Origin of the sequence: Arachnia propionica, from assembly GCF_003932785.1 — a bacterium.
In the GTDB taxonomy this organism is placed as follows: domain Bacteria; phylum Actinomycetota; class Actinomycetes; order Propionibacteriales; family Propionibacteriaceae; genus Arachnia; species Arachnia propionica_B.
Genome location: NZ_RQYT01000001.1, coordinates 90880 through 116666 on the forward strand (window position 1 = coordinate 90880; position 25787 = coordinate 116666).

A 25787-nucleotide genomic window follows, 5' to 3' on the forward strand; every position below is an offset into this window, starting at 1 on the left:
AAGCCCAGCCGCCCATCCGATCTGGAGGAAACATGTTCCAAAGCGCCGAGGAACTCCTGACCTACGTCAAGGAGGAGGGCATCGAGACCATCGACTGCCGGTTCTGTGATCTGCCCGGCGTGATGCAGCACTTCACCGTTCCCGCGGGATCCTTCGGGCCCGAGGTGTTCACCGAGGGTCTGAGCTTCGACGGCTCCTCCATCGCCGGTTTCCAGAAGATCCACGAGTCGGACATGGCGCTGCTGCCCGACCCCACCACAGCCTTCGTGGACCCGTTCCGGCGCTCGCGGACCCTCAACCTCAACTTCTTCGTCCACGATCCGCTGACGAAGGAGCCCTACAGCCGCGACCCGCGCAACATCGCCCGCAAGGCCGAGGCCTACCTGACCTCCACGGGCATCGCCGACACGGCCTTCTTCGCGCCCGAGGCGGAGTTCTACGTGTTCGACGACATCCGCTTCGACACCACCTCGAACTCGTCCTACTACCACATCGACTCCGAGGCCGGGGCCTGGAACACGGGCCGCGTCGAGGACGGCGGCAATCGCGGCTACAAGGTGAAGTACAAGGGTGGTTACTTCCCGGTCGCCCCCGTCGACCACTTCGGTGACCTGCGTGACGACATCGTGCGCCACATGGAGGGCGCCGGCCTCGTCGTGGAGCGGGCCCACCACGAGGTCGGCACCGCCGGGCAGGCGGAGATCAACTGGCGCTTCGACACGATGTTGAAAGCCGCTGACGACGTCATGAAGTTCAAGTACCTCGTGAAGAACACCGCGTGGGAGGCGGGCAAGACCGCAACGTTCATGCCGAAGCCGATCTTCGGTGACAACGGCTCCGGGATGCACTGTCACTCCTCGCTGTGGAGTGGCGGCCAGCCGCTGTTCCACGACGAGAACGGCTATGCGGGGCTGTCCGACCTCGCCCGCTGGTACATCGGCGGGATCCTCCGGCACGCCCCCGCGGTGCTGGCCTTCACCAACCCCAGTGTGAACTCCTACCACCGGCTCGTCCCCGGTTTCGAGGCGCCCGTGAACCTCGTGTACTCGCAGCGCAACCGTTCGGCCTGCATCCGCATCCCGATCACCGGGTCGAACCCGAAGGCCAAACGCATCGAGTTCCGCTGCCCCGACCCCTCCAGCAACCCGTACCTGGCCTTCCCGGCGATCCTGCTGGCCGGACTCGACGGGGTGCAGAACCGGATCGAACCACCGGAGCCCATCGACAAGGACCTCTACGAGCTCCCGCCGGAGGAACACGCCCAGGTCCAGACGGTGCCGGGCGACCTCGGCTCCGTGCTCGACGCCCTGGAGGACGATCACGAGTTCCTGCTGGCCGGGGACGTGTTCACCCCTGATCTCATCGAGACCTGGATCGAGCTCAAACGGGCCGAGATCCGGGCCATCGCCATGCGCCCCCATCCTTACGAGTTCGAGCTCTACTACGCGCTGTGAGGTCACCGATGGCTGCCCACCTCACCCCGTCAGGGTCGCGACTGCAATAGTGTTCTTCCATGCGCACCCGTCTGCCACGAACCCTGATCCCTCTTCTTATCGTGATCCTGTGGTTCGCAGCAGCGGGCGTGGGAGGGCCCTACTTCGGTCGGGTGTCGGAGGTCGCGGAGAACGACGCCGCCGCGTTCCTCCCCGTCAGTGCCGAGGCAACGATCGTCGGGGAGAGGTACCGGGAGTTCGTCGGCGACGACCAGGTCCCGGCCTTCGTCGTCCTCCACGCGGATGAGGCCATCTCCCCCGAGCAGTTGGGGGCCCTCGCGGAGGCAGGAGAGGCGCTCGGTGAGGTGGAGGGTGTCGTCTCCGTCTCGCCTCCCATCCCTTCTCAGGACGGTCTGGCCGCCCAGGTCTTCGTCGGGATCGACAAGGACGCGGAGATCGGCGACTCCGTCGCCCTGCTCCGGACACAGCTGAAGGAGGGCCTCCCTGACGGGGTGAACTTCAACATCACGGGGCCCGCCGGCCTGTCCAGCGACCTCGCTGCCGCGTTCAGCGGCATCGACGGGCTGCTGCTCATCGTCACCCTCGCCGTCGTACTGGTGATCCTGCTGCTGGTCTACCGGGCCGTGCTCCTGCCCATCGTGGTGCTGCTCACCAGTGTCTTCGCCCTGGCCGTCGCCCTGTTGACCAACTGGTGGCTCGCGAAGTGGGGGCTGCTCACCATCACGGGGCAGACCCAGGGCATCCTCTTCATCCTCGTGATCGGCGCCGCCACGGACTACAGCCTGCTCTACACGGCCCGCTACCACGAGGAACTCAAACGCCACGAGGACCGGCTCGCCGCAACCCGCGCGGCCTGGAAGGGCACCCTCGAACCCATCCTGGCCTCGGGGGGCACCGTGATCGCGGGTCTGCTGTGCCTGCTGCTGAGCGACCTCGGCTCGAACCGTTCCCTCGGCCCCGTCGCCGCCATCGGCATCGCCTTCGCCATGCTCGCGGCTCTCACACTGCTCCCTGCCTTCGGTCTGCTGCTCGGCCGCAGGGCCTACTGGCCGAGGACGCCGAGGTACGGCGCCGAGTCCCAGGACGAGGGATCGCTGAAGGGGGGCTACGCCCGCATCGGCTCCTGGGTGGCCGCCCGCCCCCGTCGGGTCTGGCTGGCCTGCATCGCCCTGCTCGCCCTCGGCGCTGCCTTCTCCCCCACCCTCAAGGCCCAGGGCGTACCCGTGAGCGAGTTCGTGCTCGGCGCGTCGGATGCCCGCGAGGGCCAGGAACGACTGGCGCAGCACTTCCCCGCCGGATCCGGTTCCCCCGCCTACGTCCTGACCGGCCAGACGCAGCTCCAGGAGGTTGCGGACCTGCTGTTGGAGGCCCCGGGGATCGACTCGGTGGCCGTCATCTCGAAGGACTCGCCGTCGGGCAACGCCCCCGTCACGGCGGACGGGATCCAGCCCCTGGGGCCCCCGGGATCACCCGCCCCGACCCCGACCGTCATCGACGGGGAGGTCATGCTGCTGGCGACCATGACCGACGCCCCCGACAGTGACGCCGCGCTGGACACGATCCGTTCACTGCGGGACCTGCTCGCCGGGAAGGCCGAGATCGGCGGCGCATCGGCCGTCGACCTCGACACCCGGACGACGACGGAGCGGGACCGGGTCGTCATCATCGTGGTGGTACTCGTGGTGATCCTGCTCATCCTCATCGCGCTGCTCAGGTCGGTCCTCGCCCCGATCCTGCTGGTGGCGACCACCGCCCTCAGCTTCGCCACCGCCGTCGGGGTCTCGGCCCTCGTGTTCAACCACGTCCTCCACCTGCCGGGCGCCGACCCGTCGGTGCCGTTGTTCGGTTTCGTCTTCCTCGTGGCCCTGGGGATCGACTACAACATCTTCCTCATGACCCGGGTGCGGGAGGAGGCGCTGCAGCACGGCACCAGGGACGGCATCCTGAGGGGCCTGGCCGTCACCGGCGGGGTCATCACCTCCGCGGGCATCGTCCTGGCGGCGACCTTCGCGGCCCTCGCGGTGCTGCCCATCCTGTTCCTGCTGCAGATCGCCTTCATGGTGGCCTTCGGCGTCCTGCTCGACACCTTCCTCGTGCGCACCCTCCTGGTCCCCGCCCTGGGGCTGGACATCGGCGGCGCGATCTGGTGGCCGTCCCGGCTGGCGGCGGATCAGACCTCCGGGTCGTCGGGGTCGGCAGCGGAGTCGTAGACCTCGCGGTCCAGGATCCCGTGCCTGGTGGCGACCACCGCCGGCACCAGTGCCTGACCCGTGACGTTGAGGGCGGTGCGGGACATGTCGATGATCGAGTCGACGGCGATGAGCAGCCCCACCCCCTCCAGCGGCAGACCGAGGGTGGACAGGGTGAGGGTGAGCATCACCGTCGCGCCCGTCGTGCCCGCCGTCGCCGCGGAGCCCAGAACCGAGACCGCCACGATGAGCAGGTAGTGGGTGATGGTCAGTTCGACACCGTAGAACTGGGCGACGAAGATCGACGCGAGTGCCGGATAGACGGCCGCGCACCCGTCCATCTTGGTGGTCGCGCCGAGCGGCACCGCGAAGGCGGCGTAGCTGCGAGGCACCCCGAGGCCACGTTCCGTGACCCGCTCGGTGACGGGCATCACCCCCATGGAGGAGCGGGTCGCGAAACCGAGCGTGATGGCGGGCCAGATCTTCCGGTAGAACTGGGTGACGCCGAGCCCGTGGATCCGCAGGATCACCGGGTACACCACGAGCCACACCAGCAGCAGGCCGACGTGGAGGGCGACGACGAAGACCCCGAGGGAGGCCAGGGAGCGCCATCCATAGGAGACGACGGCGTTGCCGATGAGCGCGCCGGTGCCGATGGGTGCCAGCCGGATGACCCACCACAGCACCTTCTGGACGACGGCGAGCGCGGACTCGGTGAAGGCGACGAAGGTGTCCGCGGGCTTGCCGACCTTCAACGCGGCGATCCCGAGGGCGATGGCCACGACGAGGACCTGCAGGGCGTTGAAGCCGACGGTGGCACTCACCGCGTCACCCACGGTCTTGAGGTTGACCTCGAGGCCGAGGAAGTTGGTGGGGATGAGGCCGGTGAGGAAGGCCGTCCACGAGCCAACCCGGCTGGGCTCCGCCGCCGCATCGCCACTCACCCCAGCGGTCAGCCACGGGCTGGAGACGAGTCCAACGAGCAGACCGATGAGGACGGAGGCGAAGGCGGTGATGGCGAACCACACGAGGGTGGACACGGCGAGCCGGGCGGCGTTGGTCACCTCACGCAGCCGGGCGATGGAGGAGATGACGGCCGTGAGGATCAGCGGCACGACGAGCAGCTTGAGCAACCCGACGTAACTGGTTCCGATCTGGGACAAAGTGGCGGTCAGCCAGTTGGGCTGTTCGCCGTCAGGGCCCATGACAAAGGCAGCCCAGCCGAGGAGGGCGCCGACGACCAGGCCCAGCACGATCTGGGTGCTGAACCTGGCGAGCAGATGGGGACGGGTGGTGCTGGGAGCTGGTTGGGTCTGGGTTGAGGACATGGTGAACTCCTGGGAGGCGATGACATGGGAATGGGCACGACACCGACCCGGGCGGGTCGTCGTGACGGGGACCTGGAGCAGGGGCTCAACAGGTGCAGCTCGCCTGCAGACGCAGATCAACCCAGACGCGGGTGACCAGGAGCAGCTGCATGACGGCCACGGTACCGTCCGACCGTGGCCTCGCCAAATCCTCGGGTCAGGAGACGGGGAGGTGCAGCTCCGCGGGCACCTGCTCGATGATCCCGACCTCCCTGAGGAACTCGGCCATCCCGGCCAGCTCCTGCGGGTCCACGTCGAGGTTCACCTCCCCATTCTCGGACCACAGCTCGATGGTGGCCGCAAGGACCCGCTCGGCCACGGCCCGCTGCTCCGGGCCGCTCAGGGTGGGGACATGCTGCTCCGTCGCCACGAGCCCCTTCGTCGGGTCGGCGAGGATCTCTCGTTCCGCCTCCGCCACGGCCCGGGAGATCGCCCCCAGCACGCCGGCGTCGAGCCGTCCCGTCATCGTCATGAGCCCGGGGCCGACCAGGCGGGGACGGGCGGGATCCACGACGGTGAGCACGTGGGCCCCAACCCCGGCCGCCTCCAACTGCACGGCCTCGTTGCTGAGGAAACCGACGACGGCGTCGACCTGGCCCGAGCTCAACGCGGCGACCTGGGTCCATCCGATCTCGACGATCTCCACGTCGTCGACGGTCAGTCCAGCCTCTGCCAGGGCGGCCAGGGCCGTGAACCAGGATGAGCCGTACCGCCCCGGCACCCCCAGCCGTCGCCCGGCCAGATCGGCAAGTGCATGGACCTTGGGTCCGCCCAGCACACAGCCGGGGTAGGTGGTGTAGCAGGTGGCGAAGGCCCTGAGCCCGGCCATGCCCCCGGCGGCCGCGACGACGGCCTCGTCGCAGGAGGCCAGGACAACCTGTTCCTCACCCGCTTCCAGCGCGGTGAACAGGCCCTCCTGAGGCCCGTGGTGGCGCAGCTCGACGTCGAGCCCGTGCTTGGCGAACAGCCCGGCAGCCACGGCGTGGTAGAACGCGCAGAACTGCACATTCGGGATGTAGGTGAGACCGATGACGGTCCTCGCGGTCGGCCGGGAACACCCCATGACCGCAGCACTGGCCACGGCGGAGCCCACCAGCAGGGCGCGACGGCTGAGTCCTGTCCTCATGACGTGATTCCTTCCACTCGACGGGCACTGGATCGTTCCGCGAACGGCAGCAGAGCGGCAAGGCCTGCTGCGGCGAGGGCGATGAGGACGACGACGGCGAAGACCCCCGTCGTGTCGGCCGCCTCACGTGCGATGGTCAGCAGGGTGCCCAGCCCCTGCCCACCCATGACGAACTCACCCACGATTGCTCCCGTCATGGACAGCACCACCCCGCCCCGCACCCCGGCCAGGACAGCAGGAGCCGCGATGGGAGCCTCCACGTGGCGGAGCCGCTGCCAGCCGTTCGCCCCGTCCAGCCAGGCGTGCTCGATGACCCTCATGTCGAGGGCCCGCAGACCGACGATCGTGGTGGTGACCATGGGGAAGAAGGCGATCACGGCACTGAGCAGGGCGATGGGCACCGTCCCGTAGCCCACCCACATGACGAGCAGCGGCGCCACCGCCACGAGCGGCACCGTCTGGGAGAAGGCGATGAACGGCTCCGCAACGGCCGCGAGGAGACGCGAATGCGCGACCGCGTATCCAAGCGGCAGGGCGACGACGAGGGCCACGGCCGAACCCAGCACGGCGGCCCCCACCGTGGGGGCGAGGTAACGCCAGGCGATCCCGGATCCCACCCAGTGGAGGATCCGCTCCCCCACGGCGACGGGATCGGCGACGACATTGCCGGGGGCGAGATCGGCGGCCAGTCGCCAGCCGACGAGCAGGACGGCGAGAGCGATGAGGGGAGGAAGCCACCGGGCGGTTCGGCTGAGCGGCCTGGTCCTGGCCGGATAGGCCGACCAGAGACCGGCGCGGGCCATGACCCGCGCCGGTTGTTTGCGTTCACGAAGCACGAAACCCCGGTCCTTTCCTCAGGATCCGGGGTGCCACATGCGGGGCACACCCGTGGCACGGGCGGCACCGACGACGCAGCCTCTCATCCAGACTTTGACTGTCGGCTCTGGATTTCCACCAGATCGGCCGTCGGGCCTCGTCCCCGTGGCGAGAGATTCTCGCCTGAGGAGGTGGCCCTCGGGTTCGCGGGCTGTCACCGCCGGTTCGGACTTCCACCGACCCCGGATGCGTCGTGTCCGAGTCTAGCGCACCGTCATCGGCCGCCACCCCAGAACACCTCGTCCACCACGCGGGACGCCAACCGCATCACCCGCCTTGTGTCATCGACAAGCCTCGAATGCTCAGTGGGCGGGTACCCAAGCAGGCCGGCGACGGCGGCGAGTTCCCGGTAGTCCACGGGGAGGGCGTCACTCGGGCGACCACGGGTCAGCATGACGGCGTTGCGGAGTCGGCTGACGTGGAGCCAGGCCTCACGCAGGGTCCTCCCCTGCTCCGCCGTCAGCACCCCCACCCGGCAAGCTGCGTCGAGGGCAGCCAGGGTGGCGGGGGTGCGCAGCTCCCCGTGGGCGGCGGCATGGTCGAGCTGCAGGAGCTGGACGGTCCACTCCACATCGGCCAGCCCGCCGGGACCGAGCTTGAGGTGCCGGGCGCGATCCAGGTTCCGGGGGATCCGCTCCCGTTCCATCCGCGACTTCAGCCTGCGGATCTCCGCGCGTTGCGACGCGGCCAGGCCTCCCGGGGGATGACGGAGCGGCTCGACGCCGTCGAGGACCTGCTGGGCGAGTCCCAGTTCTCCCGCGACGGGCCGTCCCCTGAGCAGGGCCTGCGCCTCCCATGTGCTCACCCATCGTTCGTAGTAGGTGAGGTAGGAGGAGACGGTCCGCACCAGCGGTCCCCCCTTGCCCTCCGGGCGCAGGTCGGGGTCGATGACGAATGCGGGATCGGGGCCGGGACGGCCGACGATGTCGCAGGCGGACCGCACCAGCCGGGTGGCCGCGTCGATCCCCGACGCATCGACGTCGTCGGGGATGACGAACATGGCATCGCCGTCGGAGGAGTAGCCGAGCTCTCCCCCGCCCCAGCGTCCCATCCCGATCACCCCGACCTCGGGTGCCTGGATCTCGGCCCGGGCGAGTTGGAGTCCGGCCTCGAGGGTGGCCTCCGCGAGATCCGACAGGGCCCGGCCGACCGTCTCGACCTCGGCCGTGCCGAGCACGTCGGCGAGGGCGATCCGGCAGAGTTCGGAGCGACGCAGGGCGCGCATGGAGGCGATGGCAACGTCCCGGTCGGCGGCCCGGCCGATCGCGCCGGACATGACGCGGAGCAGCTGGTCGCGGGGACGCGGCACGAGGTCGTCGGTGCTGGCGAGCATCTGCACCATCTCGGGGGCGCGCATGAGGAGGGTGACGACGTAGCGACTCGATGAGGCGATGTGGGCGAGACGTTGGGCCATCCAGCCCTCGTCCCTGAGGGCACGCAGGTACCAGGAGGTGGCGCCGAGGGCGTCGGAGAGCTGGCGGAAGGCGAGCAGCCCGAAGTCGGGGTTGGGTCCCTCCGCGAACCATCCCAGCATGACGGGCATGAGCTGCCGTTGGATCTCCACGGCACGGGAGGTGCCGTTGGTGAGGGCCTGGATGTGTCCGAGCGCGGAACGGGGATCCGTGAAGCCGAGGGCCTTGAGCCGATCCTGCGCCGCGGTCGTCGACAGACGCAGTTCCTCGGACGGGATGGCGCTCACGGCATCGAGCAGGGGGGAGAAGAAGATGCGGCGTTGGAGTCGTTCAACGGATCGCACCGACGACCGCCAGGCGGCCTGCACCTCGTCGGTGCTGCGCCCCAGGCTGCGGGCGAGGTGGCTCCATCCGGTCTCGTCGTTCGGCACGAGGTGGGTGCGGCGCAGCCGCCGCAGCTGGACGCGGTGTTCCAGGACGCGTTGAATCCGGTAGGCCTCGGCCATGGCTCGTCCGTCGTCGCGCCCGATGTAGCCGTGATCGACGAGGGCCCGCAACGCGTCGAACGTTCCCCTCACCCGCAGTCGGTCGTCGCCACGGCCGTGGACGAGTTGGAGCAGCTGGGTGGTGAACTCGGTGTCCCGCAACCCGCCGACGTCGAGTTTGATCTCGCGGCCCTTCTCCTTCGCCGGGATGAGGGAGATGACCCGCTGCCGCATCGCCCTGGCCTCGGCGAGGAAGCCGTCGCGTTCCGCCGCCTGCCACACCAGGGGTGCGACGAGGTCGCAGAAGGCCTGCCCCAGTTCCCGGTCCCCTGCCGCGGGGCGGGCCTTGAGGAGGGCCTGGAACTCCCAGTTCCTCGCCCAGGTGCGGTAGTAGGCGCCGCAGGAGGAGAGGGTGCGGACGAGGGGGCCGGCCTTGCCCTCCGGCCGCAGTGCCGCGTCGACCTGCCAGATGGTGCCCTCAGCGGTGTGGGCGGAGCAGATCCGGGCCAGGGCGGCGGCCAGCTGCGCGCCGATCCGCATCGCCTCGTCGGGGTTGACCCCCTCGGCGGGTTCGGCCACGTGGATGACGTCCACGTCGGAGACGTAGTTGAGTTCCCCCGCCCCCGCCTTGCCCATCGCCAGGATGGCGAGCCGGACCTGCTCGTGTCCGGGGGTCTCGTGCCGGGCGCATTCGAGGGCGCACTCCAGCACCGCATCGGCCAGGTGGGTCAGCTCGGCGGCGACCTCGTCGACGATGTCCTCCGGCGCGGGATGGGTGAGGTCCAGGGCGGCGATGCGGGTCAGGGCGGCCAGGTAGCCGCGGCGCAGGCCATCCGGGTCGGGGGTTCCGTCCGGGCGGCGCATCCGGGCGCGAAGTTCCGGCAGCCACGCCTCGCCGCGCACCTGGGGGGCCGTGGCGAGGGCCTCCAGCTCCTCCGGACGGCGCGCGAGGAAGCGGGCCAGGATGGAGGAGGCCCCCACCACCCGCAACACCCGGTCGAGCCAGCCCGGTTCAGCGACCATGTGGTCGATGAGGTCGGGACGGGCATCGTCGATGCGGGTGAGCGCGTCCAGCGCGTGGTCCCGATCCGCCGCGACCTCGAAGGCGGCCAGGTCGACGGGAGGAGCCGCGCCGCGGCGGGAGGCCCATTCCTGCCACACCCGGGCGGCGGCGCTCGGCGTCTCGAACCCCCGCCGGGCGAAGTCACCGACGGTACTGGTCACCCTGCTCACGGGGCCCAGCCTATCCGGGGGCGCCCCTGAGCTGGCGCTGCCGGGATCTCCTATCCTGAGGACATGTTCCGCCCGGACCCGCGCGTCGTGACCGCCCTCGAGGACCTTGCCCGAGCCCTCCCGGAGGACGCGGCCACCGAGGTGGAGGCCGCTATCCGTTGCGCACTCGCCGCCAAGCGGCCAGACCTCACCGACGTTCTGCTGGTGGCAGCCCGTCACGAGCCCCGACTCGGGGCGCCGCTGCTGGGTGCCGCCTGTCGTGCCGTCGCGGCCCGGCTGGCCACGCTCCACCCGGGCGGCACCGTCGAGCTGCGGGTGCCGCCGTTCACGGCCGTCCAACTCGGTTTCGGGGACGGCCCCCGCCACACGCGGGGGACGCCACCCAACGTCGTGGAGCTGGATGCGACGACCCTGCTCGACCTCACCGTCGGCCGGACCACCTGGGAGGCGGCGAGGCCCAATGCCTCGGGCGTCCACACCCATCGGCTGGCCGAGGTGTTCCCCCTCCCGGTTCCCTCGGTCACAGCACCGTGATGTGCCGCTCGACCTCCCACGGTGTCACCTGCTGCCGGTAGGCCTCGAACTCGGCCCGCTTGTTGCGCATGAAGTACTCGAAGACGTGCTCCCCCAGGGTCTCGGCCGCGAGTTCGGAGTTCTCCATGAGCCGCAGGGCGGAGTCGAGACTGCGCGGGAGCGCCTCGATGCCGAGGGCCCTGAGCTCCCGCTCCGAGAGCCCCCACACCGCGTCCTCGGTCTCCTCCTGCAGCGGGTACTCGTTCTCGATGCCCGCGAGTCCCGCGTTCAGCAGGAGGGCGAAGGTGAGATACGGGTTGCAGGCCGAGTCCGCCGCCCGGTACTCCACCCGGGCCGAGCTGACCTTGCCCGGCGAGAACTGCGGGATCCGGATCAGCGCCGACCGGTTGGATCTGCCCCAGCAGGCGTGGGTGGGTGCCTCCGAGCCGTGCATGAGTCGTTTGTAGGAGTTCACCCACTGGTTGGTGACCGCGGTGATCTCCGGGGCGTGGTGCAGCAGCCCCGCGACGAACTGTCGGGCCGTTCGCGACAACCGGTACTCGTCGGCGCCGTCGTGGAAGACGTTGGTGTCGCCCTCGAACAACGACATGTGGGTGTGCATCCCCGACCCCGGGTGCTGGGAGAACGGCTTCGGCATGAACGTCGCGTGGATGCCCTGCGACACCGCGACCTCACGGATGACGACACGGAACGTCATGATGTGATCGGCCATGGTGAGGGCGTCGGCGTGGCGGAGGTCGATCTCGTGCTGGCCCGGCGCCGCCTCGTGGTGGCTGAACTCGACGGGAATGCCCATCGCCTCCAGCATCGTGATCGCGTCCCGCCGGAAATCGGTGCCGTCGCCCATCGTGGTGTGGTCGAAGTAGCCACCGTCGTCGAGGGGCACCGGGGGGTTGAGCTGGCTGAGGAGGAAGAACTCGATCTCGGGGTGGACGTGGAACGTGAACCCCATGTCGGCGGCCTTGCGCAGCGCTCGCTTCAGGACGTAGCGAGGGTCGGCGAAACTCGGCGACCCGTCGGGGAGCTGGATGTCGCACAGCATCCTCGCCGTGCCCTGCTCCGCCTGGCGCCACGGCAGCAGCTGGAAGGTCGACGGGTCCGGGTGCGCCACCATGTCCGACTCGTAGACCCGCGCGAACCCCTCGATCGCGGAACCGTCGAAGCCGACGCCCTCCGCGATGGCCCCCTCCACCTCCGCCGGGGCGATCGCCACGGATTTCAACGACCCCAGCACGTCGGTGAACCAGAGCCTGACGAACCTGATGTCCCGCTCCTCCATCTGACGCAGGACGTACTCCGTTTGCCTGTCCATGTGCCCAGTCTGCCCCAGAACCCTCCCGCGGAGAGCGGGCGGCCCCTGTCAGCCGCATAATGGTCGGCATGGCAGAACCCGGATGGTACCCGGACCCGGAGGGCTCCGACGAGCCCCGTTACTGGGACGGGCAGCAGTGGACGGACCGCAGTGAAGGCCGCCCGGACACCCAGAAACCGCTGTGGCCGCTCATCTCCGGGATCCTCATCGCGACCGTCATCGTCGCCGCGATGGTGTGGCAGCCGTGGCGGAACAGTTCCTCCGCCCTGCCCACGGACACGAACTCCGCCATGCCTTCTGGGGATCAGTGGGATGAGCTCGAACCCTCCGAGACCCCCACGTCACCGCAGCCGACCGACGGGCTGGGACGCCCGGTGGCGTGCCCCATCGTCGAGAGCGACGACCTGCTCCCCCAGGGCGAGTGGTACGTCTCGAAGGGCATGAAGTACCGGGGCGTGCCGGGCTGGTCGTCGCGGGGATCCTGGTCCATCGACTTCGCCTCGGAGCGTTCCGGACAGACCGACCGCGTGACCGGCAGCTGGGTGGCGGTCACAGCCATCGGTCAGATCTCCAAGGAGAACTTCTCCAACGATGCGCGGACCGCGGCCCAACAGCTCGTCTCCTGCCTCTCGACCTCCTACTACTACAGCACCCTCAGCCGCGTCGAGACGTTGGAGGACCGGGAACACGTCACGAAGGACGGCGTGACCGGCTGGCTGATCCGGGCCAACTTCTGGAACGAACCCGGGACGCAGGAGGTGAGCGGGGACGAGGTCGTGGTGCTCATGCTCGATGACGGCAACGAGGGCCACTTCACCCTCTTCCACACCCAGGCCCCCATCGAGGACCCCGCCCGCAAGGAGAAGGTCGCCGCCTGCCTCGACTCCTTGCAGCGCTCCTGAGCGCCATCCCCTTGCCGATCCACGCCACCGCGTACCCTCTACGGGAACGTGGACCCTGACATCGCGGGGACCGCTTGGAGACGATGGAGGTCAGATGATTGACGTGCTCGCCCTGGACGTGGGACAGACGGGGGTGCGTTCCCTGCTCACGGTGGCGGATTCGACGCGTCCCGGAGCCGAACTGCCGGGCATCGTCGCGACGCAGCCGCTGCTCCCGCAGGTCGCGGCACACATCGCCACCCTCGCCGACGGAGAATCGATCGCGGCCGTCTCGATCGGGGCCTCGGGCCTCGGGGCGGCCGACTCCGCGCGCACCCTGGCCGATCTGCTGCCGGGGCGGGTCCGTTCGGTCCACATCGCCCACGACTCGGTGACCAGCTATCTCGGCGCCCTCGGCGACGTCTCCGGTGCCGTGGTGGCCGCCGGCACGGGGGCCGTCACGTTGGCCGCGGGGCCTGGTGGGGTGCGACGCGTCGACGGCTGGGGCCATCTGCTCGGCGACGAGGGTGCGGGGTTCTGGATCGGTCGTGAGGCCTTGTCGGCGGTGCTCCGCGCCTGGGATGGCCGTGGGCCCGCCACCTCCCTCAGCGATGTCGCCGAGAGGGAGTTCGGGGACCTCGACGGCCTGTACCTCACCATCCAGGCCGCACCGGATCGGGTGTCCAGGATCGCCGCCTGGGGACGGCACGTCGCCGAGCACGCCGCGACCGACCCGGTCAGCGCCGACATCTCCCACCGCGCGGGGGCGAGACTCGCGGAGTCCGTGGCGGCGGGACTGCGCGCCGTCGGTGCGGACGCCGTGGCCAGCCGCGTCGGCAACGTCTTCAGAAACCCCGTCATCGCCGAGAGCTTCACCACCGAGATGCAGCGTCTCGTTCCCGGGATCGACCTCCGGGAGCCCCTCGGCGACGGCCTCGCCGGGGCCGCCCTCCTGCCCGGTCTCGGTGCTGCCTCGGCGCTGGCGGAGGTCGTCGACCACTACACTGTGGCGGCGTGAACCCCGTTGCACCACATCCCGTGTCCCCCAGGCTCGACGTCCCGGCACACATCGCGCGTCCCCCCTATGTGGGCAGGAAGTCCCCGGAGCGTTACCGGGGTGACGATGTCCAGACTCCCGAGGTCATCGAGGCGATGCGGGAGGCCGGGGCCATCGCCTGCGAGGCCATGCACGAGGCGGGGAAGGCCGTCGCGCCCGGCGTCACGACCGATCAGCTGGACCGCATCGTCCACGAATACATCCTCGACCACGGCGCCTACCCGTCGACGCTGGGCTACCGGGGCTTCCCGAAGTCCTGCTGCACGTCGGTCAACGAGGTGATCTGTCACGGCATCCCCGATGCGCGCCCCCTCGAGGATGGCGACATCGTCAAGATCGACGTGACCGCCTACAAGAACGGGGTGCACGGGGACAACTGCCACACCTTCCTCTGCGGGGAGGTGGACGAGGCGTCGCGGCTGCTGACGGAGCGGACCCAGGAGGCGATGAACCGGGCCATCCGGGCGGTGAAGCCGGGACGCACCACCTCGGTCATCGGCACCGTCATCGAGTCCTACGCGAAACGGTTCGGTTACGGCGTGGTGCGGGACTACACGGGGCACGGTGTGCACACCGTGTTCCACTCCGGCCTGGTGATCCTCCACTACGACGAGCCCCGCTACGAGACCCTGCTGCGGCCGGGGATGACGTTCACCATCGAACCGATGCTCACCCTGGGCCAGCAGGACTCCGAGGTGTGGGACGACGGGTGGACCGTGGTGACCCTGGATCGTTCCCGCTGCGCCCAGTTCGAGCAGACCATCGTCGTCACCGACTCCGGGGCGGAGATCATCACCGCCCCCCGGACCTGATCGGGCCTCAGGAATCCCCCGACGGGCGGGCGCGCCGCCCCATCCCGTCGCGGCTGTCCTGGGGCGCGCGGAGGGGGCGGAACAGGATCCGCTCCTCCCATTCGATGTCCGGGTGCCAGTCCCGGAGAAACGCCCGGTTCACCCCGGCCTGGACCACCATGTGTACGGGCACGGTGTAGGGCGAGTGCTCCGTCCGGAGCTCCCGGACGAGGGCGCCGTCGATGCTCCACCGCACCGCGTCGGGAAGGACCTCGACCCGGTAGCGGTGCCACTGCGAGACGTCGACGGGGATCACCTCCGGATCATGGGCGGGACGGCTGGTGTCGGGGTCGGCCCAGTGGAGGTTCGTCATCGTCCGGCCGGATCCGACCCGACCCTCCATGAGGTTGATCTCACCGACGGGCCACTCCTCGTCCGACTCGGGCCACAGCATGGCCACCATCTCGACGCGATCGGTCGCCGGCGCCTTGAGCTCCATCTCCCAGAGCCCGAATGCGGGCGCGTTGTGCAGCCCCGCCCAGGACGGGCACAGCAGGGCGTGGTGGAGGGCCGTCTCATGATCGACCCCGGCCTCACGGTGCAGATCGTAGGCGGCACGGTCGAGCCGCAGCCGCAGCTCGAAGGTCCGTCCGTCCCCGAGCAGGCGGGTCATGTCCGGGCTGTAGCGCCCGAGGGTCCCGAACTCGGGCCGCTGGACGGACCAGCCGCCGTAGGTCCGGTACGCCATCAGCTCCGGGCGGGGGTATCGAGAGGTGGGCATGCGTCATCATGCCTCAGAAGGTGGGCCGCTCCGAGGCAGGCGGACCGGGAAACGACGATGGGACGACAACGACTCCTTCACCCCGCCCCCACCCACACCCGCCAACGACACACCGTTTGGAAACGGCGTCTTATCCTTGTCGGGGTGAGGATCAGGTACTTCGCTCAGGATCCGGTGGTTGCGTCGTCGGAACAGCTTTCGGACGGCTACGTCACGGAGGTGACGAGTGTCTCGTCGTGTGTGCTGGATGGCCGCGCGTGTGTGGTGACGATGAATCTGGCGGGGCGGATCCGGGTGCTGGATCCGGTCAGTGGTGTGGACGTGCGGGAGCCGCTGGGGTCGACGGCTCATGAATCGACGTACTGGGCTCAGGACTGGTCCAGTTTTCTGGAGTGCGTGGTCATCGACGGTGATCCGCACGTCGTGGTGAGTGCGTTCTTCGGGGATGTCGAGTGCTGGAATCTGCGGACCGGGCAGCAACGCTGTGACGCGCCGGACCGGGTGCGGAAGGAGCCCGGGGTCTGGCTGCAATCCCTGCTGGTGCGGCCCGCGACGGAGGGTCGTTGGCAGGTGGCCTTCGCGACGGACGACGGTTGGGTCCATGTCATCGACCCATTGACCGGGCGGGCGGTGAAACCGTCGGCGGAGTCCCCCGTGACGGGGCTGGAGGAGATCGCCCTTGTGCCCGGGGAGAAGGAGCTGCTGGCTGCTGTGACGTGGCGCGGTGAGGTCGTCGCATGGGAGGCCGAGACGATGTCCTTGGTGGAGACTGAGGTGGTGCCCCTCGGTTTTGATGTCGAGCAGGTGCTGGGTTTCGTTGGTGACGGTGGAGCCCCGTGCCTGGCCGCGGCGTGCAGCGGTGGACGTCTGGAGCGTCGGAGTCTGCTCACCGGTGAGGCGTTGGAGGCATGGGAGGCGTCCGGATTCTTCGTTCTCGCGGAGGCTGATGGGTTCGGTTCGGTCGCGGTGGTGATGGATGACGGCCGGTTCCAGGCGCGTCGGTTGTCCGACGGGGAGGTTCTGCTCAGTGTGGATCCTCCGGCAGCTGACCTGTGGCGGGTCCTGCCGTGCACGAACGCCGAGGGTGCCCGGAGGTGGGTCTGCCTCTTCGACCGAGAGCTCCATGTCCTCGACCTGACGAGCGGCCGCTGGTTCGACCCGGTCAGCATCAGCTACCCGGTTCAGGGTAAGGAGGAGGACGAGGTCCACGACATGGGTGCGGTGCCCGGGGGAGGCGTGGCGTTGGGCCTGGTCAACGGCTGGGCCATGGTCGACCTCGACTGAAGGTCTCTCCGCGGGCCGAGCCATCCGGGTGGCCTTCTCTCCGCTGGTCGAGCCGAGGCCGCAGGCCTCGTGTCGAGACCACCGCAACCATCCCAGCGAACCCTCACCGGGTCTCGACACGGCCCCTCCACTACGTTCCGGGGACCGGCTCGACCAACAGAAACCGAGGGAAAAGTTCTCCCCAACCCCTTGCACTAGAACGCTCATTCGATTACAATGGGGTCATGAACCCACTCCCCGCCACCCTCACCGAGGCCTACTTGGCCATCCACGAGGCCGACGCCCACGCCCGGGCGGCGGAGGTGGCCCTCATCATCGGCATCGCGAAAGCAGCCGAACTCTATGAGGTCGACGATGCTGCGGTGACGGAGGCTGTCGAAGGGTTCCTCGAGCCCGGCGGGGACGGTACCCCATCGGTGGGTGAATTCCTCGCCCACGAACTCGGCTGAATCCTGCAGATCTCCCCCGAAGCGGCCTTGGAGAAGATCGGGACGGTGCGGGAGGGTGCGCGGATAGGGGGATCGTTGCGAGGATCGGCACGGTGCCCTCATGGCAAGGCGGACAACGAAGAGCGCACTGGATCGTGCGTTCGAGGAGGTCCGCAGCCAGGGGGTCACCGGGGCGACCGCAGTAGATTCGCCTATCCGCGCGCCCTCTAAGTCACATCGGGCAAAGACCTTCGGCGGCTGGACACTCACCCGACCAGCACCCGGCTGGTTCCACTGGCGCTCCCCCGCAGGGTTCGAGTATCTCGTCCACACCACCGGCGGCACCATCTGCCTCTCCACTCCGAAACCAGAACCAAGACCGGAAGAGCCACCCCCGCCCTGGCTCGACCCACCAGAACCCCCGGAGACCAGACCAGTCGAGTCCGAGGCCTGGGAATGGGTCCAATACGCCCTCCACTGAACACCTCTGCTCCACCCAGCCCCCACTGGTCGAACTGAGGGGACTCCGCTCCTCCCGCTGGTCGAGCCGGGACCCGAAACGAAGTGAAGGGACCCGTGTCGAGACCCGGTGAGAGTCCGCAGGAACCCTTGCGGAGGTCTCGACACGGAAGGCTCGCGATGCTCGCGGTCCGGCTCCACCAGCGGAGAAACGATTCAGGTCTACGCAACTGCCCAGACCACCACGGCACAGCAGCTGGCTGGCCTCACCCAGCGACAGATCCCGGTCCCCACCTCCATCGCCCATGCACCGCCGAGGGCCTCGATCTGGGGCCTCTCGGGGCCTGCGACTCAGAATGTTCTGGAACATTTCGAGACGATTCACAACATCGGCAAACTGCGTTGCCAAAACGGATATCTGACCCCTAACGAACGCCTGTGCCTTCCGTCGTGGGGACGAGTCGGCCTGTAAGCCGGATTCTGTTGTCGATGACCATCCATCTGAGGCCCGCCGTTGCCGACGGGCTCGTGCAACCTACCCGGGCGCCTCGCGCGAGCAGCGCTCCAACGGCGTCCGCGGCCGGCGGACCGGCCTTCTTGGTCTTGCTCCGGGTGGGGTTTACCGAGCCGTCCCAGTCACCTGGGACGCTGGTGGTCTCTTACACCACCGTTTCACCCTTACCCGGCCTGAGCCGGGCGGTCTGTTCTCTGTGGCACTGTCCCGCGGGTCACCCCGGGTGGGCGTTACCCACCACCCTGCTCTGCGGAGTCCGGACTTTCCTCAGCCCGGTTGCCCGGGCCGCGGTCATCCGGCCGACTCGTCCACGACCGAGTCTATCGCGTGTCCGCAGGGTCAGTTCGGGTGGGAGAACTGGATCTCGCCGTCGCGCAGGTCAACCTTGTCGAGCCGCACCCGCAGCTCGGTCCCCGGCTTGCGCCCCTTGGCGGGCAATCGGGCCTCGACGGCGGGGTCCGCGATCTGGAAGGTGCCGAGTCCGGTTCTCGGGCTGACATCGGTCAGCACCGCATTGAAGACCCGACCCACGAGGGGTTGCAGCACCAGGGCCTCGGCCAGGTCGACGACCCCACGTTCCCACGCCTTGGCGCGGCGACCACTGACTGCCATCAGTTCCGGAACCTCCGGGAGCGCCTCCTTCACCCAGTCGGGGATCGGCTCACCCTGGGAGAGACAGACACAGATCTCGGAGCTGAACCGATCCACGAGACGGCGCAGCGGGGCCGTGACGTGGGTGTACTCCGTGGCCAGGGCGGCGTGACCGAGATACCCGTCGGGCAGCTCACCGTCGAAGGCCTGGTAGCCGGCTCCCCGGAACAGCGAGGTGCAGCGCACCATCACGGCCAGTTGCCGCGGATCGGCGGGATCGAGACCGCGCACGAACTGCGGGTAGTCCATCTCCTCGGGCCACGGCACGCCGAGGGTCCGCGCGGTGATGCGCAACCGGTCGATCTCACGCTCCCCCGCCGTCGGGAGGGTGCGCAGGATCCCGACCCGGGCCCCGAGCATGAGGTCGGCGGCGGCCATGCCCGTCATCAGGGAGATCTGGGCGTTGAAATCCTCCACCGGGGAGAGGGTCCGGAAGCGGGTGCTCCAGGTGTTTCCCTCGGCCACGATCTCCTGCTCCGGGAGGTTGAGGGAGATCCCGCCGCGTTCGGCCTCGAGCCGCAGCCTGAGCCTCCCCACCTCCGGCAGCAGCGCGACGCTGGGATGGGTCCGCCCCGCCGCGAGGTCCTGCGCCACCGACTCGTAGGACAGCTTCGCGCGGGACCGCACCATCGCCCTCGACACCTCGACGGCCGTCGCGGTGCCGTCGGCGGCCAGGTGGTGGGTCCACAGGATCGCGGGCCGCGGCCGGTCGTCGGCAAGGAGGGAGCCGGCGTTCTCCGCCAGGTCCGCCGGGTGGAGGGGCACCCGCGCCCCCGGCGCGTAGAGGGTCTCACCGCGGAGCCGCGCCTCGACGTCCAACGGGGAGCCCGGCTCCACCCAGGCGCCGACATCCGCGATGGCGTAGTGGACCCGGTACCCGTCCCCGCGCCGTTCGATGCACACCGCCTGGTCGAGGTCCTTCGACGAGGCGGGGTCGATCGTGACGAACTCGATGTCGGTGCGGTCCTCGTGGCCGGGGAATCCGGGCTGGTCGCGCCTCAGTCCCGCCGCCTGCTCCAACGCCTCGGCGGGGAACTCGGCCCGCACCTCCAGGGAACGCTGCAGCCGATGGATCCCCTCGACGAGTTCGTCCGGGACCTCGGTCAACCGCAGTCGACGGCTGGGCATCAGAGCCCCGAATCCGCGGTCCGGACCAGGATCCGGTCACATTCCACGCAACGCAGCACCTCGTTCGCCGGCGCCTTGCGGTAGGTGTCGAGATCGGCGACGTTGACCTGCAGCTGGCAGCCGCCACAGCGCCCCCGGTGCAGCTTCGCCGCCCCGAGTCCGCTGTGCTCCCGCAGCCTCTCGTAGAGGGAGAGCAGCGCCGCCGGGACCCGCTTCGCCTCCGCCCCGCGCTCCTCGGCCACCCCCTTCGCCTGGGCGCTCAACCTGCCGACCTCGGCATCGCGCGTCGCCACGTCCCCGCGGATCCGCTCCTCGAGGGCGGCCTTCCGCTGCGCCAGGTCGTCGCGCTCGGCCGTCGCCGCATCCAGCAGATCCATCACCTCGAGCTGGGCGTCCTCCAGCTCCTCGATGCGCTTGCGGATGCGCTCCACCTCCTGGGTCAGCCCACGCAGCACCTTCGGATCGGTGACGGAACCATCCGCAACCCGCTTCTCCTCGCGCTCGAGCCGGGCCCTGACCGGCACCAGGTCCGACTCGGCGCGTTTCAGGGCGACGGCGTGGTCGTCGACCCTCGTGGTCGCGCGGGTCAGGTCCTCGACGATGACCTGGCGTTGCTTCATCTGCTCCGCGATCCGTGCGTGCTGCGGCAGGGACCGCGCCGCGTGCTGGAGCCTGCCGTACTCGGCATCCAGATCGGCGAGAATGAGGAGGCGCTGCTGATCAGCGGGGTCGGCGAGCATGCTGGTCCTTCCAACGGATTTCAGCGCCAATCTACCGGGTCATTACACTCGGCAGCCATGAACGAGCAGGAGCTGACCGCGGACGAAGCCAAGGACCGCACCGACAACCGGAAATCCCCCTTCTCGGAGGCATTCAAGAAGTTCATCGTCGCCGACTGGGCCCCCTACAGCGACACCCCGCCTGAGCGGCTCCCCGCGGCCGACTGGACCGCCGCCCGCCAGGACAGGCTGCGGGAGGCGTTCCCCGGTGCGACCCTCGTCATCCCGGCCGGCCCCTACAAGGTGCGTTCCAACGACTGCGACTACCGCTTCCGCCCCCACTCCACCTTCGCGTGGGTGACCGGCCTCGGAGAGGACCGGGAGCCCGACGCGGTCGTCGTGGTGTCCCCGGAGGCGACGGTGCTGTACTTCCGGCCCCGCTGCCCCCGCACCGACGAGGAGTTCTACGCCTCCAGCCGCTACGGCGAGATGTGGGTCGGCCAGCGCGACTCCCTCGAGGAGATGTCGGCCCGCACCGGCCTGGAGTGCCGGGACATCCGTGATCTGGAGACCGACCTGCAGGGGGCGGCCGATCTCCTGGTGGTGCGGGAGTCCGACCCGGGCGTGACCGGGGTCGTCGACCGGCTGCGCGGCTCTGTCGCGGAACGCGACGACGAGCTGCTGCAGACCCTCTCGGAACTGCGTCTCATCAAGGATCAGTTCGAGATCGACGAGCTGCGCCGGGCCTGCGAGGCCACCCGCATCGGCTTCGAGGCCGTGGCGCGGGAGCTTCCCAACGCCGCTTCGAAGCCCCGCGGTGAACGGTGGGTCGAGGGCATCTTCGGGCTCCACGCGCGTCATCTGGGCAACGCCGTCGGCTACGACTCCATCGTCGCGGGAGGGGACAATGCCAACACCCTCCACTGGATCCGCAACGACGGCGACCTCGACTCGGGTGCCCTGCTCCTCATGGACGCCGGGGTGGAGGTGAACTCCCTCTACACCGCCGACGTCACCCGCACCATGCCGCTCAGCGGCCGGTTCTCCCCGGCCCAGCGGCGCGTCTACGAGGCCGTGCTGGCGGCCCAGACCGCGGGGATCGAGGCCTGCCGCGCCGGGAACGACTTCACCGCGACCCACCGGGCCGCCATCCGCGTCATCGCGGAGTTCCTCGCCGAACTCGGTGTGCTGCCGTGCAGCGTCGAGGAGTCCCTGTCCGAGGACGGCGGCCAGCACCGCCGCTGGATGGTCCACGGCACGTCGCACCACCTGGGCCTCGACGTCCACGACTGCGCCCACGCCAGGCGTGAGCTGTACCGGGACTCGACGCTGCAGGCCGGCATGGTCATCACGGTGGAGCCGGGGCTGTACTTCAAGTCGACGGACCTGCTGGTCCCCGAGGAGTACCGCGGTATCGGGGTCCGCATCGAGGACGACATCCTCATCACCGACGGGGATCCCGTGAACCTGTCCGCGGGTCTGCCCCGTCACCCCGACGACGTGGAGGCCTGGCTCGCCCGGCTCCAGTCCTGACCAGTCCGGGCGGCCACGGCCGGGCCGTCAGTCGTCGGCCTGGCCCCGCCTGGGACGCAGCACCCGATCCATGAACGTCGTCAACGCGTCGGCGACCTGCTGCGGGGCCGCCACGGGGACCTGGTGGGAGGCCTCCGGCACCACGACGAGGCTGGCTCCCGGCACGGTCTCGGCGACGAGCACCTGGTTGGCCATCGGGGTCGAGGAGTCACGCTCACCGGCGATGATGAGCAGCGGGCACATGATGTCGGCGAGATCGGCGCGCACGTCGTGCACCGCGAGGCAGCGGCACAGCTGCGCGTAGGAGTGGTCGTCCGCCTCCGCGAGCCCCTCCATGATCGTCGCCACCACCGACGGGTGGGTGGCTCGGTAGGAGGGGGTGAACCACCGCTGCGTCGTCTCGTCGATGAGGTGCTGGGTTCCCTCCGCCTCGACCCGGTCGGCCCGCTCCACCCAGCGAGAGGCCTCCCCGACGGTCGCGGCGGAGGCCACCACGGCCACGCCGGAGACGGCGTCGGCATGGTCCCGGGCCAAGTGCAGGGCCGTTGCGCCGCCCACGGAGAGACCGGCGAAGACCGCCGGGAGGTCGCCGACCTGCGCGCGGACCTTGCCGATCACGTCGACGATGGCGGAGGCGATCACGTCGAGCGTCGGCTCATCGGCGTCGTCCCAGACGGGGCTGAGCCCGTGCCCCGGGTAGTCGACGAAGACGATCCGAGCGCGATCCACCATGAGATCAGCCACCTTCGCCCATTGATGGGCGCAGTTCCCGCCCAGGCTGGGGGCCACCACGAGGATGCGGTCGGCGTCGGATGCGGGGTTGTACAGGTCCCAGGTCAGCTCCATGCCTGAACCATACCGAACCCCCGTCAACGCAGCCCGGCAGCCCTCTCCTCGGGGCGGGAGTCGAGCAGCTCCCTGGCGCGGGCGGCCACCTTGTGCTCGCACAGCACCTCGTATCCCGTGGCGACGACCTGCCGCATCGACTCGAAGTCACGTCTGCCGCCGCTCAAGCCGTAACTCAGCCCGCTCGACAACACCCCGAAGGTGATGCCGAGCGCCAGTCCCGCCGCCAGGATCCCGAGGAAATGCGTCTGGCTGTCGAGGAACAGGTGGAACATCACGGCGACGAGCAGCCCGGTGCCGATCCCGGAGAACACTCCCTGAGTGAGGACCCGACTCCAGGTGCGGCGCCCGACGACGCGTTCGACGGAGCGGAGGTTGGTGCCGACGATCATGAGGTTCTCCACCTCGAAATGGGAGTCCGCGAGGAAGTCGACGGCGGCCTGGGCCTCGTCGTAGGTCTCGTACTCGGCGACCTTCCGAGGGTAGTCCAGCTCAAAAAGACGACCGTGTTTCGCAGTGGGATTCATGCTGACTCCTGTTCGTGGCTGCCTTCGGCGGCCGCCACAAGTGTAGATTCACTCCCATGAGTGCCAAGGATCATGCGGTTTTCATCTCCCGGGTCATTGGCCTTCCCGTGGTGGACGCCGCCGGTGACCAGGTGGGGCGGGTCAAGGACGCCGTGTTCCACCTGCGGACCAACAACCGGCCGCCGCGGGTGCGGGGACTCGTGGTCGAGCTGTTCGCCCGGCAACGGATCTTCGTCCCGATGATCCGGGTCCACAACATCACCGTCAACCAGGTGGCGATCCTCGGCCAGGTCGACACCCGTCGCTTCACCAAACGGGACACCGAATGGCTCGTCGACGCGGACCTGTTCGACCGCCCGGTCCCGCGGGACGTCACCGCGCGCATCATGGACGTCTCCATGGTGCAGGTGCGCAACCGGGAGTGGGAGCTCCACCAGGTCGCCGTGACGCATCGCGCGAAGGTGAGCCGATTCGGTTTCGGCGGCAAACGGGTCACCGAGATCATCCACTGGAACCAGGTCCCCGACCTCGTCCTGTCGACGGGACGCACCCCCGCCCACCTGGTCGCCAAGTTCAGCGACATGAAACCAGCCGACATCGCGCAGGAGCTCCACGACCTCGACCCGGAACGCCTGGCCGCGGTCGTCGAGGCCCTCGACGACGAGACCCTCGCCGAGGCGATCGAGGAGTTGCCCGAGACCGAGCAGATCCAGCTCATCTCCAGCATGGACACCGAACGGGCCGCCGACGTGCTGGGCGAGATGGACCCCGACGACGCCGCCGACCTCATCAAGGACCTGCCGCAGGCCGTCGCCGAGGACCTGCTGGACCGCATGGAACCGGAGGAGGCCTCCGACGTGAGACGGCTCCTCGTCTACGAGGAGTTCACGGCGGGCGGCATGATGACCCCGGAGCCGGTGATCGTCGGGACCGACGCCACCGTCGCGGAGGCGCTGGCCCGGATCCGCGCCGAGGAGCTGACACCCGCGCTCGCATCGATGGTCTTCGTGACCCGTCCGCCGTTGGAGACCCCGTCGGGTCGTTACGTCGGGGCGGTGCACTTCCAGCAGCTCCTGCGTTCCGCCCCGACCCTGCTCGTGGCGACCATGATGGACCTCAACCTGGAGCCGCTGGCCCCCGACTCCCCCCTCGCCCTGGTCAGCCGGTTCTTCGCGACGTACAACCTCGTGGTGGCCCCCGTCGTGGACGAGGACGGCGCCCTGGTCGGCGCGGTCACGGTCGACGACGTGCTGGACCACATGCTGCCCGACGACTGGCGCGGCACGCAGATGGACGAACCCGTCGATGCCCCGGAGGTGATCCATGACTGAACGCACTCCCCTGTCGGAGCCGCGCCAGCGGCAGCGGAGCCTCCTGCCGAAGGTCGCCCTCGACTCGGAACGTTTCGGCGAGTTCGCCGAGGCCGCGGCCCGCTTCATGGGCACCGGGCGGTTCATCGCCTACATGACCGTGTTCGTCGTCGCCTGGGTCACCCTCAACGTGGTCGGCATCTTCGGTTTCCGATGGGACGAGTACCCGTTCATCCTGCTCAACCTGTTCTTCTCCACCCAGGCCTCCTACGCGGCCCCGCTGATCCTCCTGGCCCAGAACCGTCAGGAGACCCGCGACAAGCTGAGCCTTGACGAGGACCGCAGGATCGCGGCCCAGTCCCGCGCCGACATGGACTTCCTCGCCCGGGAGATCGCCTCCATCCGGATGCATCTCGGGGAGCTGGCCACCCGCGACTTCGTGCGTTCCGAGCTGCGCAACGAACTCCGCGATCTCGTGGAACGTCTCGAACAGACCCAGGAACGGAAGGAGCAGTCATGACCGAGGGGCAGATCAGTTGGTTCTCCATCGTCCTGCTGGCCGGGCACGGGTTGCTCGCCGGGGTCGGGGCCTGGTCCTTGTGGGTGATCGGCGGGGGCTGGTGGCTCGGTCTGGTGGCAGCCATCCTGTTCGTCCTCGCCTACGCCGTCGTGTGGCGGCTGTGGCTGGCTCCCGCCGGACGGCTGCGGCTGGGCTACAAGGAACGCCTCGTCGTGCACCTCACCCTCGGCCCGGCCGTCGTCGTGCTGGCCGTCCTCGCCAACGCCTGGCTCATCGCCCTGGTGGGTGTCAGCCTCGTCCTGTTGGGTGACGCGCTCGCCCGAGGCAGCCGTCCCCGCGAGGTGGATTCTCGGTGAGAAGTTGGGGAGAA

The 25787-nt window shown here is 69.3% G+C and carries 22 protein-coding genes, 1 other RNA gene and 1 riboswitch; of the genes, 12 read left to right on the forward strand and 11 right to left on the reverse strand.

Features of this window, described 5'->3' with window-relative positions; genetic code table 11:
* The first annotated feature begins 32 nt into the window (after positions 1-32).
* Together glnA and EII35_RS00430 are read left to right on the forward strand one after the other, a co-directional pair.
* Complete coding sequence (glnA, locus tag EII35_RS00425; RefSeq protein ID WP_125226485.1) at positions 33-1454, forward strand: type I glutamate--ammonia ligase; 1422 nt, start codon at positions 33-35, stop codon at positions 1452-1454.
* A 59-nt stretch (positions 1455-1513) separates the two neighbouring features.
* A complete protein-coding gene (locus EII35_RS00430) occupies positions 1514-3664 on the forward strand; it encodes an MMPL family transporter (RefSeq protein ID WP_125226486.1) in 2151 nt (716 codons plus the stop codon).
* Here the strand turns inward: EII35_RS00430 and EII35_RS00435 are convergent.
* From EII35_RS00435 to EII35_RS00450, 4 genes are all read right to left on the reverse strand, one after another.
* Positions 3625-4971, reverse strand: coding sequence for a dicarboxylate/amino acid:cation symporter (locus tag EII35_RS00435; RefSeq protein ID WP_125226487.1), 1347 nt, complete (start codon positions 4969-4971; stop codon positions 3625-3627). The two genes, EII35_RS00430 and EII35_RS00435, sit on opposite strands and share 40 nt — an antisense overlap.
* A gap of 196 nt (positions 4972-5167) precedes the next feature.
* Positions 5168-6136 (reverse strand): ABC transporter substrate-binding protein, encoded by a 969-nt coding sequence (locus tag EII35_RS00440; RefSeq protein WP_125226488.1) that lies wholly within the window; start codon positions 6134-6136, stop codon positions 5168-5170.
* Positions 6133-6972, reverse strand: a complete 840-nt coding sequence (locus EII35_RS00445; protein WP_125226489.1) for an ABC transporter permease — start codon at positions 6970-6972, stop codon at positions 6133-6135. Before EII35_RS00445 ends, EII35_RS00440 begins: the two co-directional genes overlap by 4 nt.
* Positions 6973-7043: 71 nt before the next feature.
* A riboswitch (FMN riboswitch) is annotated at positions 7044-7206 on the reverse strand.
* Between the two features lie 20 nt (positions 7207-7226).
* Positions 7227-10142, reverse strand: coding sequence for a bifunctional [glutamine synthetase] adenylyltransferase/[glutamine synthetase]-adenylyl-L-tyrosine phosphorylase (locus EII35_RS00450; RefSeq protein WP_125226490.1), 2916 nt, complete (start codon positions 10140-10142; stop codon positions 7227-7229).
* Positions 10143-10205: 63 nt separating this feature from the next.
* Here EII35_RS00450 and EII35_RS00455 point away from each other — a divergent pair, with 63 nt between their 5' ends.
* Positions 10206-10676 carry a sterol carrier family protein gene (locus EII35_RS00455; RefSeq protein ID WP_125226491.1) on the forward strand — a complete coding sequence of 157 codons (471 nt, stop codon included), beginning with the start codon at positions 10206-10208 and terminating at the stop codon, positions 10674-10676.
* Here the strand turns inward: EII35_RS00455 and EII35_RS00460 are convergent.
* Positions 10663-11955: a glutamine synthetase family protein gene (locus tag EII35_RS00460; RefSeq protein WP_185744094.1), complete on the reverse strand. Its 1293-nt coding sequence runs from the start codon at positions 11953-11955 to the stop codon at positions 10663-10665. The genes EII35_RS00455 and EII35_RS00460 overlap by 14 nt on opposite strands.
* Positions 11956-12056: 101 nt before the next feature.
* Between EII35_RS00460 and EII35_RS00465 the strand changes: the two genes are divergently transcribed.
* The 3 genes from EII35_RS00465 to map all read left to right on the forward strand — a co-directional run bounded on the left by EII35_RS00465 (position 12057) and on the right by map (position 14738).
* On the forward strand, positions 12057-12890 hold the full coding sequence (locus EII35_RS00465) for a DUF2510 domain-containing protein (protein WP_185744084.1): 834 nt from the start codon (positions 12057-12059) through the stop codon (positions 12888-12890).
* A gap of 94 nt (positions 12891-12984) precedes the next feature.
* On the forward strand, positions 12985-13887 hold the full coding sequence (locus EII35_RS00470; protein ID WP_185744085.1) for an N-acetylglucosamine kinase: 903 nt from the start codon (positions 12985-12987) through the stop codon (positions 13885-13887).
* The gene (gene map / locus EII35_RS00475) at positions 13884-14738 is read left to right on the forward strand and encodes a type I methionyl aminopeptidase (protein ID WP_125226495.1); all 855 of its coding nucleotides are present in this window, start codon (positions 13884-13886) and stop codon (positions 14736-14738) included. Before EII35_RS00470 ends, map begins: the two co-directional genes overlap by 4 nt.
* A 7-nt stretch (positions 14739-14745) precedes the next feature.
* Here the strand turns inward: map and EII35_RS16600 are convergent, their stop codons facing one another.
* The gene (locus EII35_RS16600; protein WP_125226496.1) at positions 14746-15498 is read right to left on the reverse strand and encodes a glycoside hydrolase family 16 protein; all 753 of its coding nucleotides are present in this window, start codon (positions 15496-15498) and stop codon (positions 14746-14748) included.
* Positions 15499-15642: 144 nt separating this feature from the next.
* On the opposite strand from EII35_RS16600, the gene EII35_RS00485 reads away from it, so the two are divergent.
* Together EII35_RS00485 and EII35_RS00490 are read left to right on the forward strand one after the other, a co-directional pair.
* Positions 15643-16782: a WD40 repeat domain-containing protein gene (locus EII35_RS00485; RefSeq protein ID WP_125226497.1), complete on the forward strand. Its 1140-nt coding sequence runs from the start codon at positions 15643-15645 to the stop codon at positions 16780-16782.
* A gap of 224 nt (positions 16783-17006) precedes the next feature.
* The gene (locus EII35_RS00490; protein ID WP_125226498.1) at positions 17007-17231 is read left to right on the forward strand and encodes a hypothetical protein; all 225 of its coding nucleotides are present in this window, start codon (positions 17007-17009) and stop codon (positions 17229-17231) included.
* Between the two features lie 891 nt (positions 17232-18122).
* Here EII35_RS00490 and rnpB read toward each other — a convergent pair.
* From rnpB to EII35_RS00505, 3 genes are all read right to left on the reverse strand, one after another.
* An RNA gene (rnpB, locus tag EII35_RS00495) (RNase P RNA component class A) lies at positions 18123-18490 on the reverse strand.
* 32 nt (positions 18491-18522) lie between these two features.
* On the reverse strand, positions 18523-19962 hold the full coding sequence (locus tag EII35_RS00500; protein WP_125226499.1) for an RNB domain-containing ribonuclease: 1440 nt from the start codon (positions 19960-19962) through the stop codon (positions 18523-18525).
* Positions 19962-20702, reverse strand: coding sequence for a zinc ribbon domain-containing protein (locus EII35_RS00505; RefSeq protein ID WP_125226500.1), 741 nt, complete (start codon positions 20700-20702; stop codon positions 19962-19964). The genes EII35_RS00500 and EII35_RS00505 overlap by 1 nt, the downstream gene beginning before the upstream one ends.
* Positions 20703-20759: 57 nt before the next feature.
* Between EII35_RS00505 and EII35_RS00510 the strand changes: the two genes are divergently transcribed.
* A complete protein-coding gene (locus EII35_RS00510) occupies positions 20760-22214 on the forward strand; it encodes an aminopeptidase P family protein (RefSeq protein WP_125226501.1) in 1455 nt (484 codons plus the stop codon).
* A 27-nt stretch (positions 22215-22241) separates the two neighbouring features.
* On the opposite strand, the gene EII35_RS00515 is transcribed toward EII35_RS00510, so the two are convergent.
* Complete coding sequence (locus EII35_RS00515) at positions 22242-23060, reverse strand: alpha/beta fold hydrolase (protein ID WP_125226502.1); 819 nt, start codon at positions 23058-23060, stop codon at positions 22242-22244.
* 23 nt (positions 23061-23083) lie between these two features.
* A complete protein-coding gene (locus EII35_RS00520; protein ID WP_125226503.1) occupies positions 23084-23587 on the reverse strand; it encodes a YflT domain-containing protein in 504 nt (167 codons plus the stop codon).
* Between the two features lie 56 nt (positions 23588-23643).
* Between EII35_RS00520 and EII35_RS00525 the strand changes: the two genes are divergently transcribed.
* The 3 genes from EII35_RS00525 to EII35_RS00535 are packed head-to-tail and all read left to right on the forward strand — an operon-like array spanning position 23644 to position 25773.
* Positions 23644-24918, forward strand: coding sequence for a magnesium transporter MgtE N-terminal domain-containing protein (locus EII35_RS00525; protein WP_125226504.1), 1275 nt, complete (start codon positions 23644-23646; stop codon positions 24916-24918).
* Positions 24911-25417 carry a DUF1003 domain-containing protein gene (locus tag EII35_RS00530; protein ID WP_125226505.1) on the forward strand — a complete coding sequence of 169 codons (507 nt, stop codon included), beginning with the start codon at positions 24911-24913 and terminating at the stop codon, positions 25415-25417. The genes EII35_RS00525 and EII35_RS00530 overlap by 8 nt, the downstream gene beginning before the upstream one ends.
* On the forward strand, positions 25414-25773 hold the full coding sequence (locus EII35_RS00535; protein ID WP_125226506.1) for a hypothetical protein: 360 nt from the start codon (positions 25414-25416) through the stop codon (positions 25771-25773). Before EII35_RS00530 ends, EII35_RS00535 begins: the two co-directional genes overlap by 4 nt.
* Positions 25774-25787: the final 14 nt, after the last annotated feature.

What these genes read in the sequence shown, in the direction of transcription:
- EII35_RS00455 (WP_125226491.1), top strand. Translation starts at nt 10,206, where the DNA reads ATGTTCCGCCCGGACCCGCGCGTCGTGACCGCCCTCGAGGACCTTGCC.
- EII35_RS00510 (WP_125226501.1), top strand. Translation starts at nt 20,760, where the DNA reads ATGAACGAGCAGGAGCTGACCGCGGACGAAGCCAAGGACCGCACCGAC.
- EII35_RS00515 (WP_125226502.1), bottom strand. Translation starts at nt 23,060, where the DNA reads ATGGAGCTGACCTGGGACCTGTACAACCCCGCATCCGACGCCGACCGC.
- EII35_RS00520 (WP_125226503.1), bottom strand. Translation starts at nt 23,587, where the DNA reads ATGAATCCCACTGCGAAACACGGTCGTCTTTTTGAGCTGGACTACCCT.
- EII35_RS00535 (WP_125226506.1), top strand. Translation starts at nt 25,414, where the DNA reads ATGACCGAGGGGCAGATCAGTTGGTTCTCCATCGTCCTGCTGGCCGGG.
- EII35_RS16600 (WP_125226496.1), bottom strand. Translation starts at nt 15,498, where the DNA reads ATGCCCACCTCTCGATACCCCCGCCCGGAGCTGATGGCGTACCGGACC.
- EII35_RS00500 (WP_125226499.1), bottom strand. Translation starts at nt 19,962, where the DNA reads ATGCCCAGCCGTCGACTGCGGTTGACCGAGGTCCCGGACGAACTCGTC.
- EII35_RS00465 (WP_185744084.1), top strand. Translation starts at nt 12,057, where the DNA reads ATGGCAGAACCCGGATGGTACCCGGACCCGGAGGGCTCCGACGAGCCC.
- EII35_RS00435 (WP_125226487.1), bottom strand. Translation starts at nt 4,971, where the DNA reads ATGTCCTCAACCCAGACCCAACCAGCTCCCAGCACCACCCGTCCCCAT.
- EII35_RS00505 (WP_125226500.1), bottom strand. Translation starts at nt 20,702, where the DNA reads ATGCTCGCCGACCCCGCTGATCAGCAGCGCCTCCTCATTCTCGCCGAT.
- EII35_RS00430 (WP_125226486.1), top strand. Translation starts at nt 1,514, where the DNA reads ATGCGCACCCGTCTGCCACGAACCCTGATCCCTCTTCTTATCGTGATC.
- glnA (WP_125226485.1), top strand. Translation starts at nt 33, where the DNA reads ATGTTCCAAAGCGCCGAGGAACTCCTGACCTACGTCAAGGAGGAGGGC.
- EII35_RS00530 (WP_125226505.1), top strand. Translation starts at nt 24,911, where the DNA reads ATGACTGAACGCACTCCCCTGTCGGAGCCGCGCCAGCGGCAGCGGAGC.
- EII35_RS00490 (WP_125226498.1), top strand. Translation starts at nt 17,007, where the DNA reads ATGAACCCACTCCCCGCCACCCTCACCGAGGCCTACTTGGCCATCCAC.
- EII35_RS00460 (WP_185744094.1), bottom strand. Translation starts at nt 11,955, where the DNA reads ATGGAGGAGCGGGACATCAGGTTCGTCAGGCTCTGGTTCACCGACGTG.
- EII35_RS00470 (WP_185744085.1), top strand. Translation starts at nt 12,985, where the DNA reads ATGATTGACGTGCTCGCCCTGGACGTGGGACAGACGGGGGTGCGTTCC.
- EII35_RS00525 (WP_125226504.1), top strand. Translation starts at nt 23,644, where the DNA reads ATGAGTGCCAAGGATCATGCGGTTTTCATCTCCCGGGTCATTGGCCTT.
- EII35_RS00440 (WP_125226488.1), bottom strand. Translation starts at nt 6,136, where the DNA reads ATGAGGACAGGACTCAGCCGTCGCGCCCTGCTGGTGGGCTCCGCCGTG.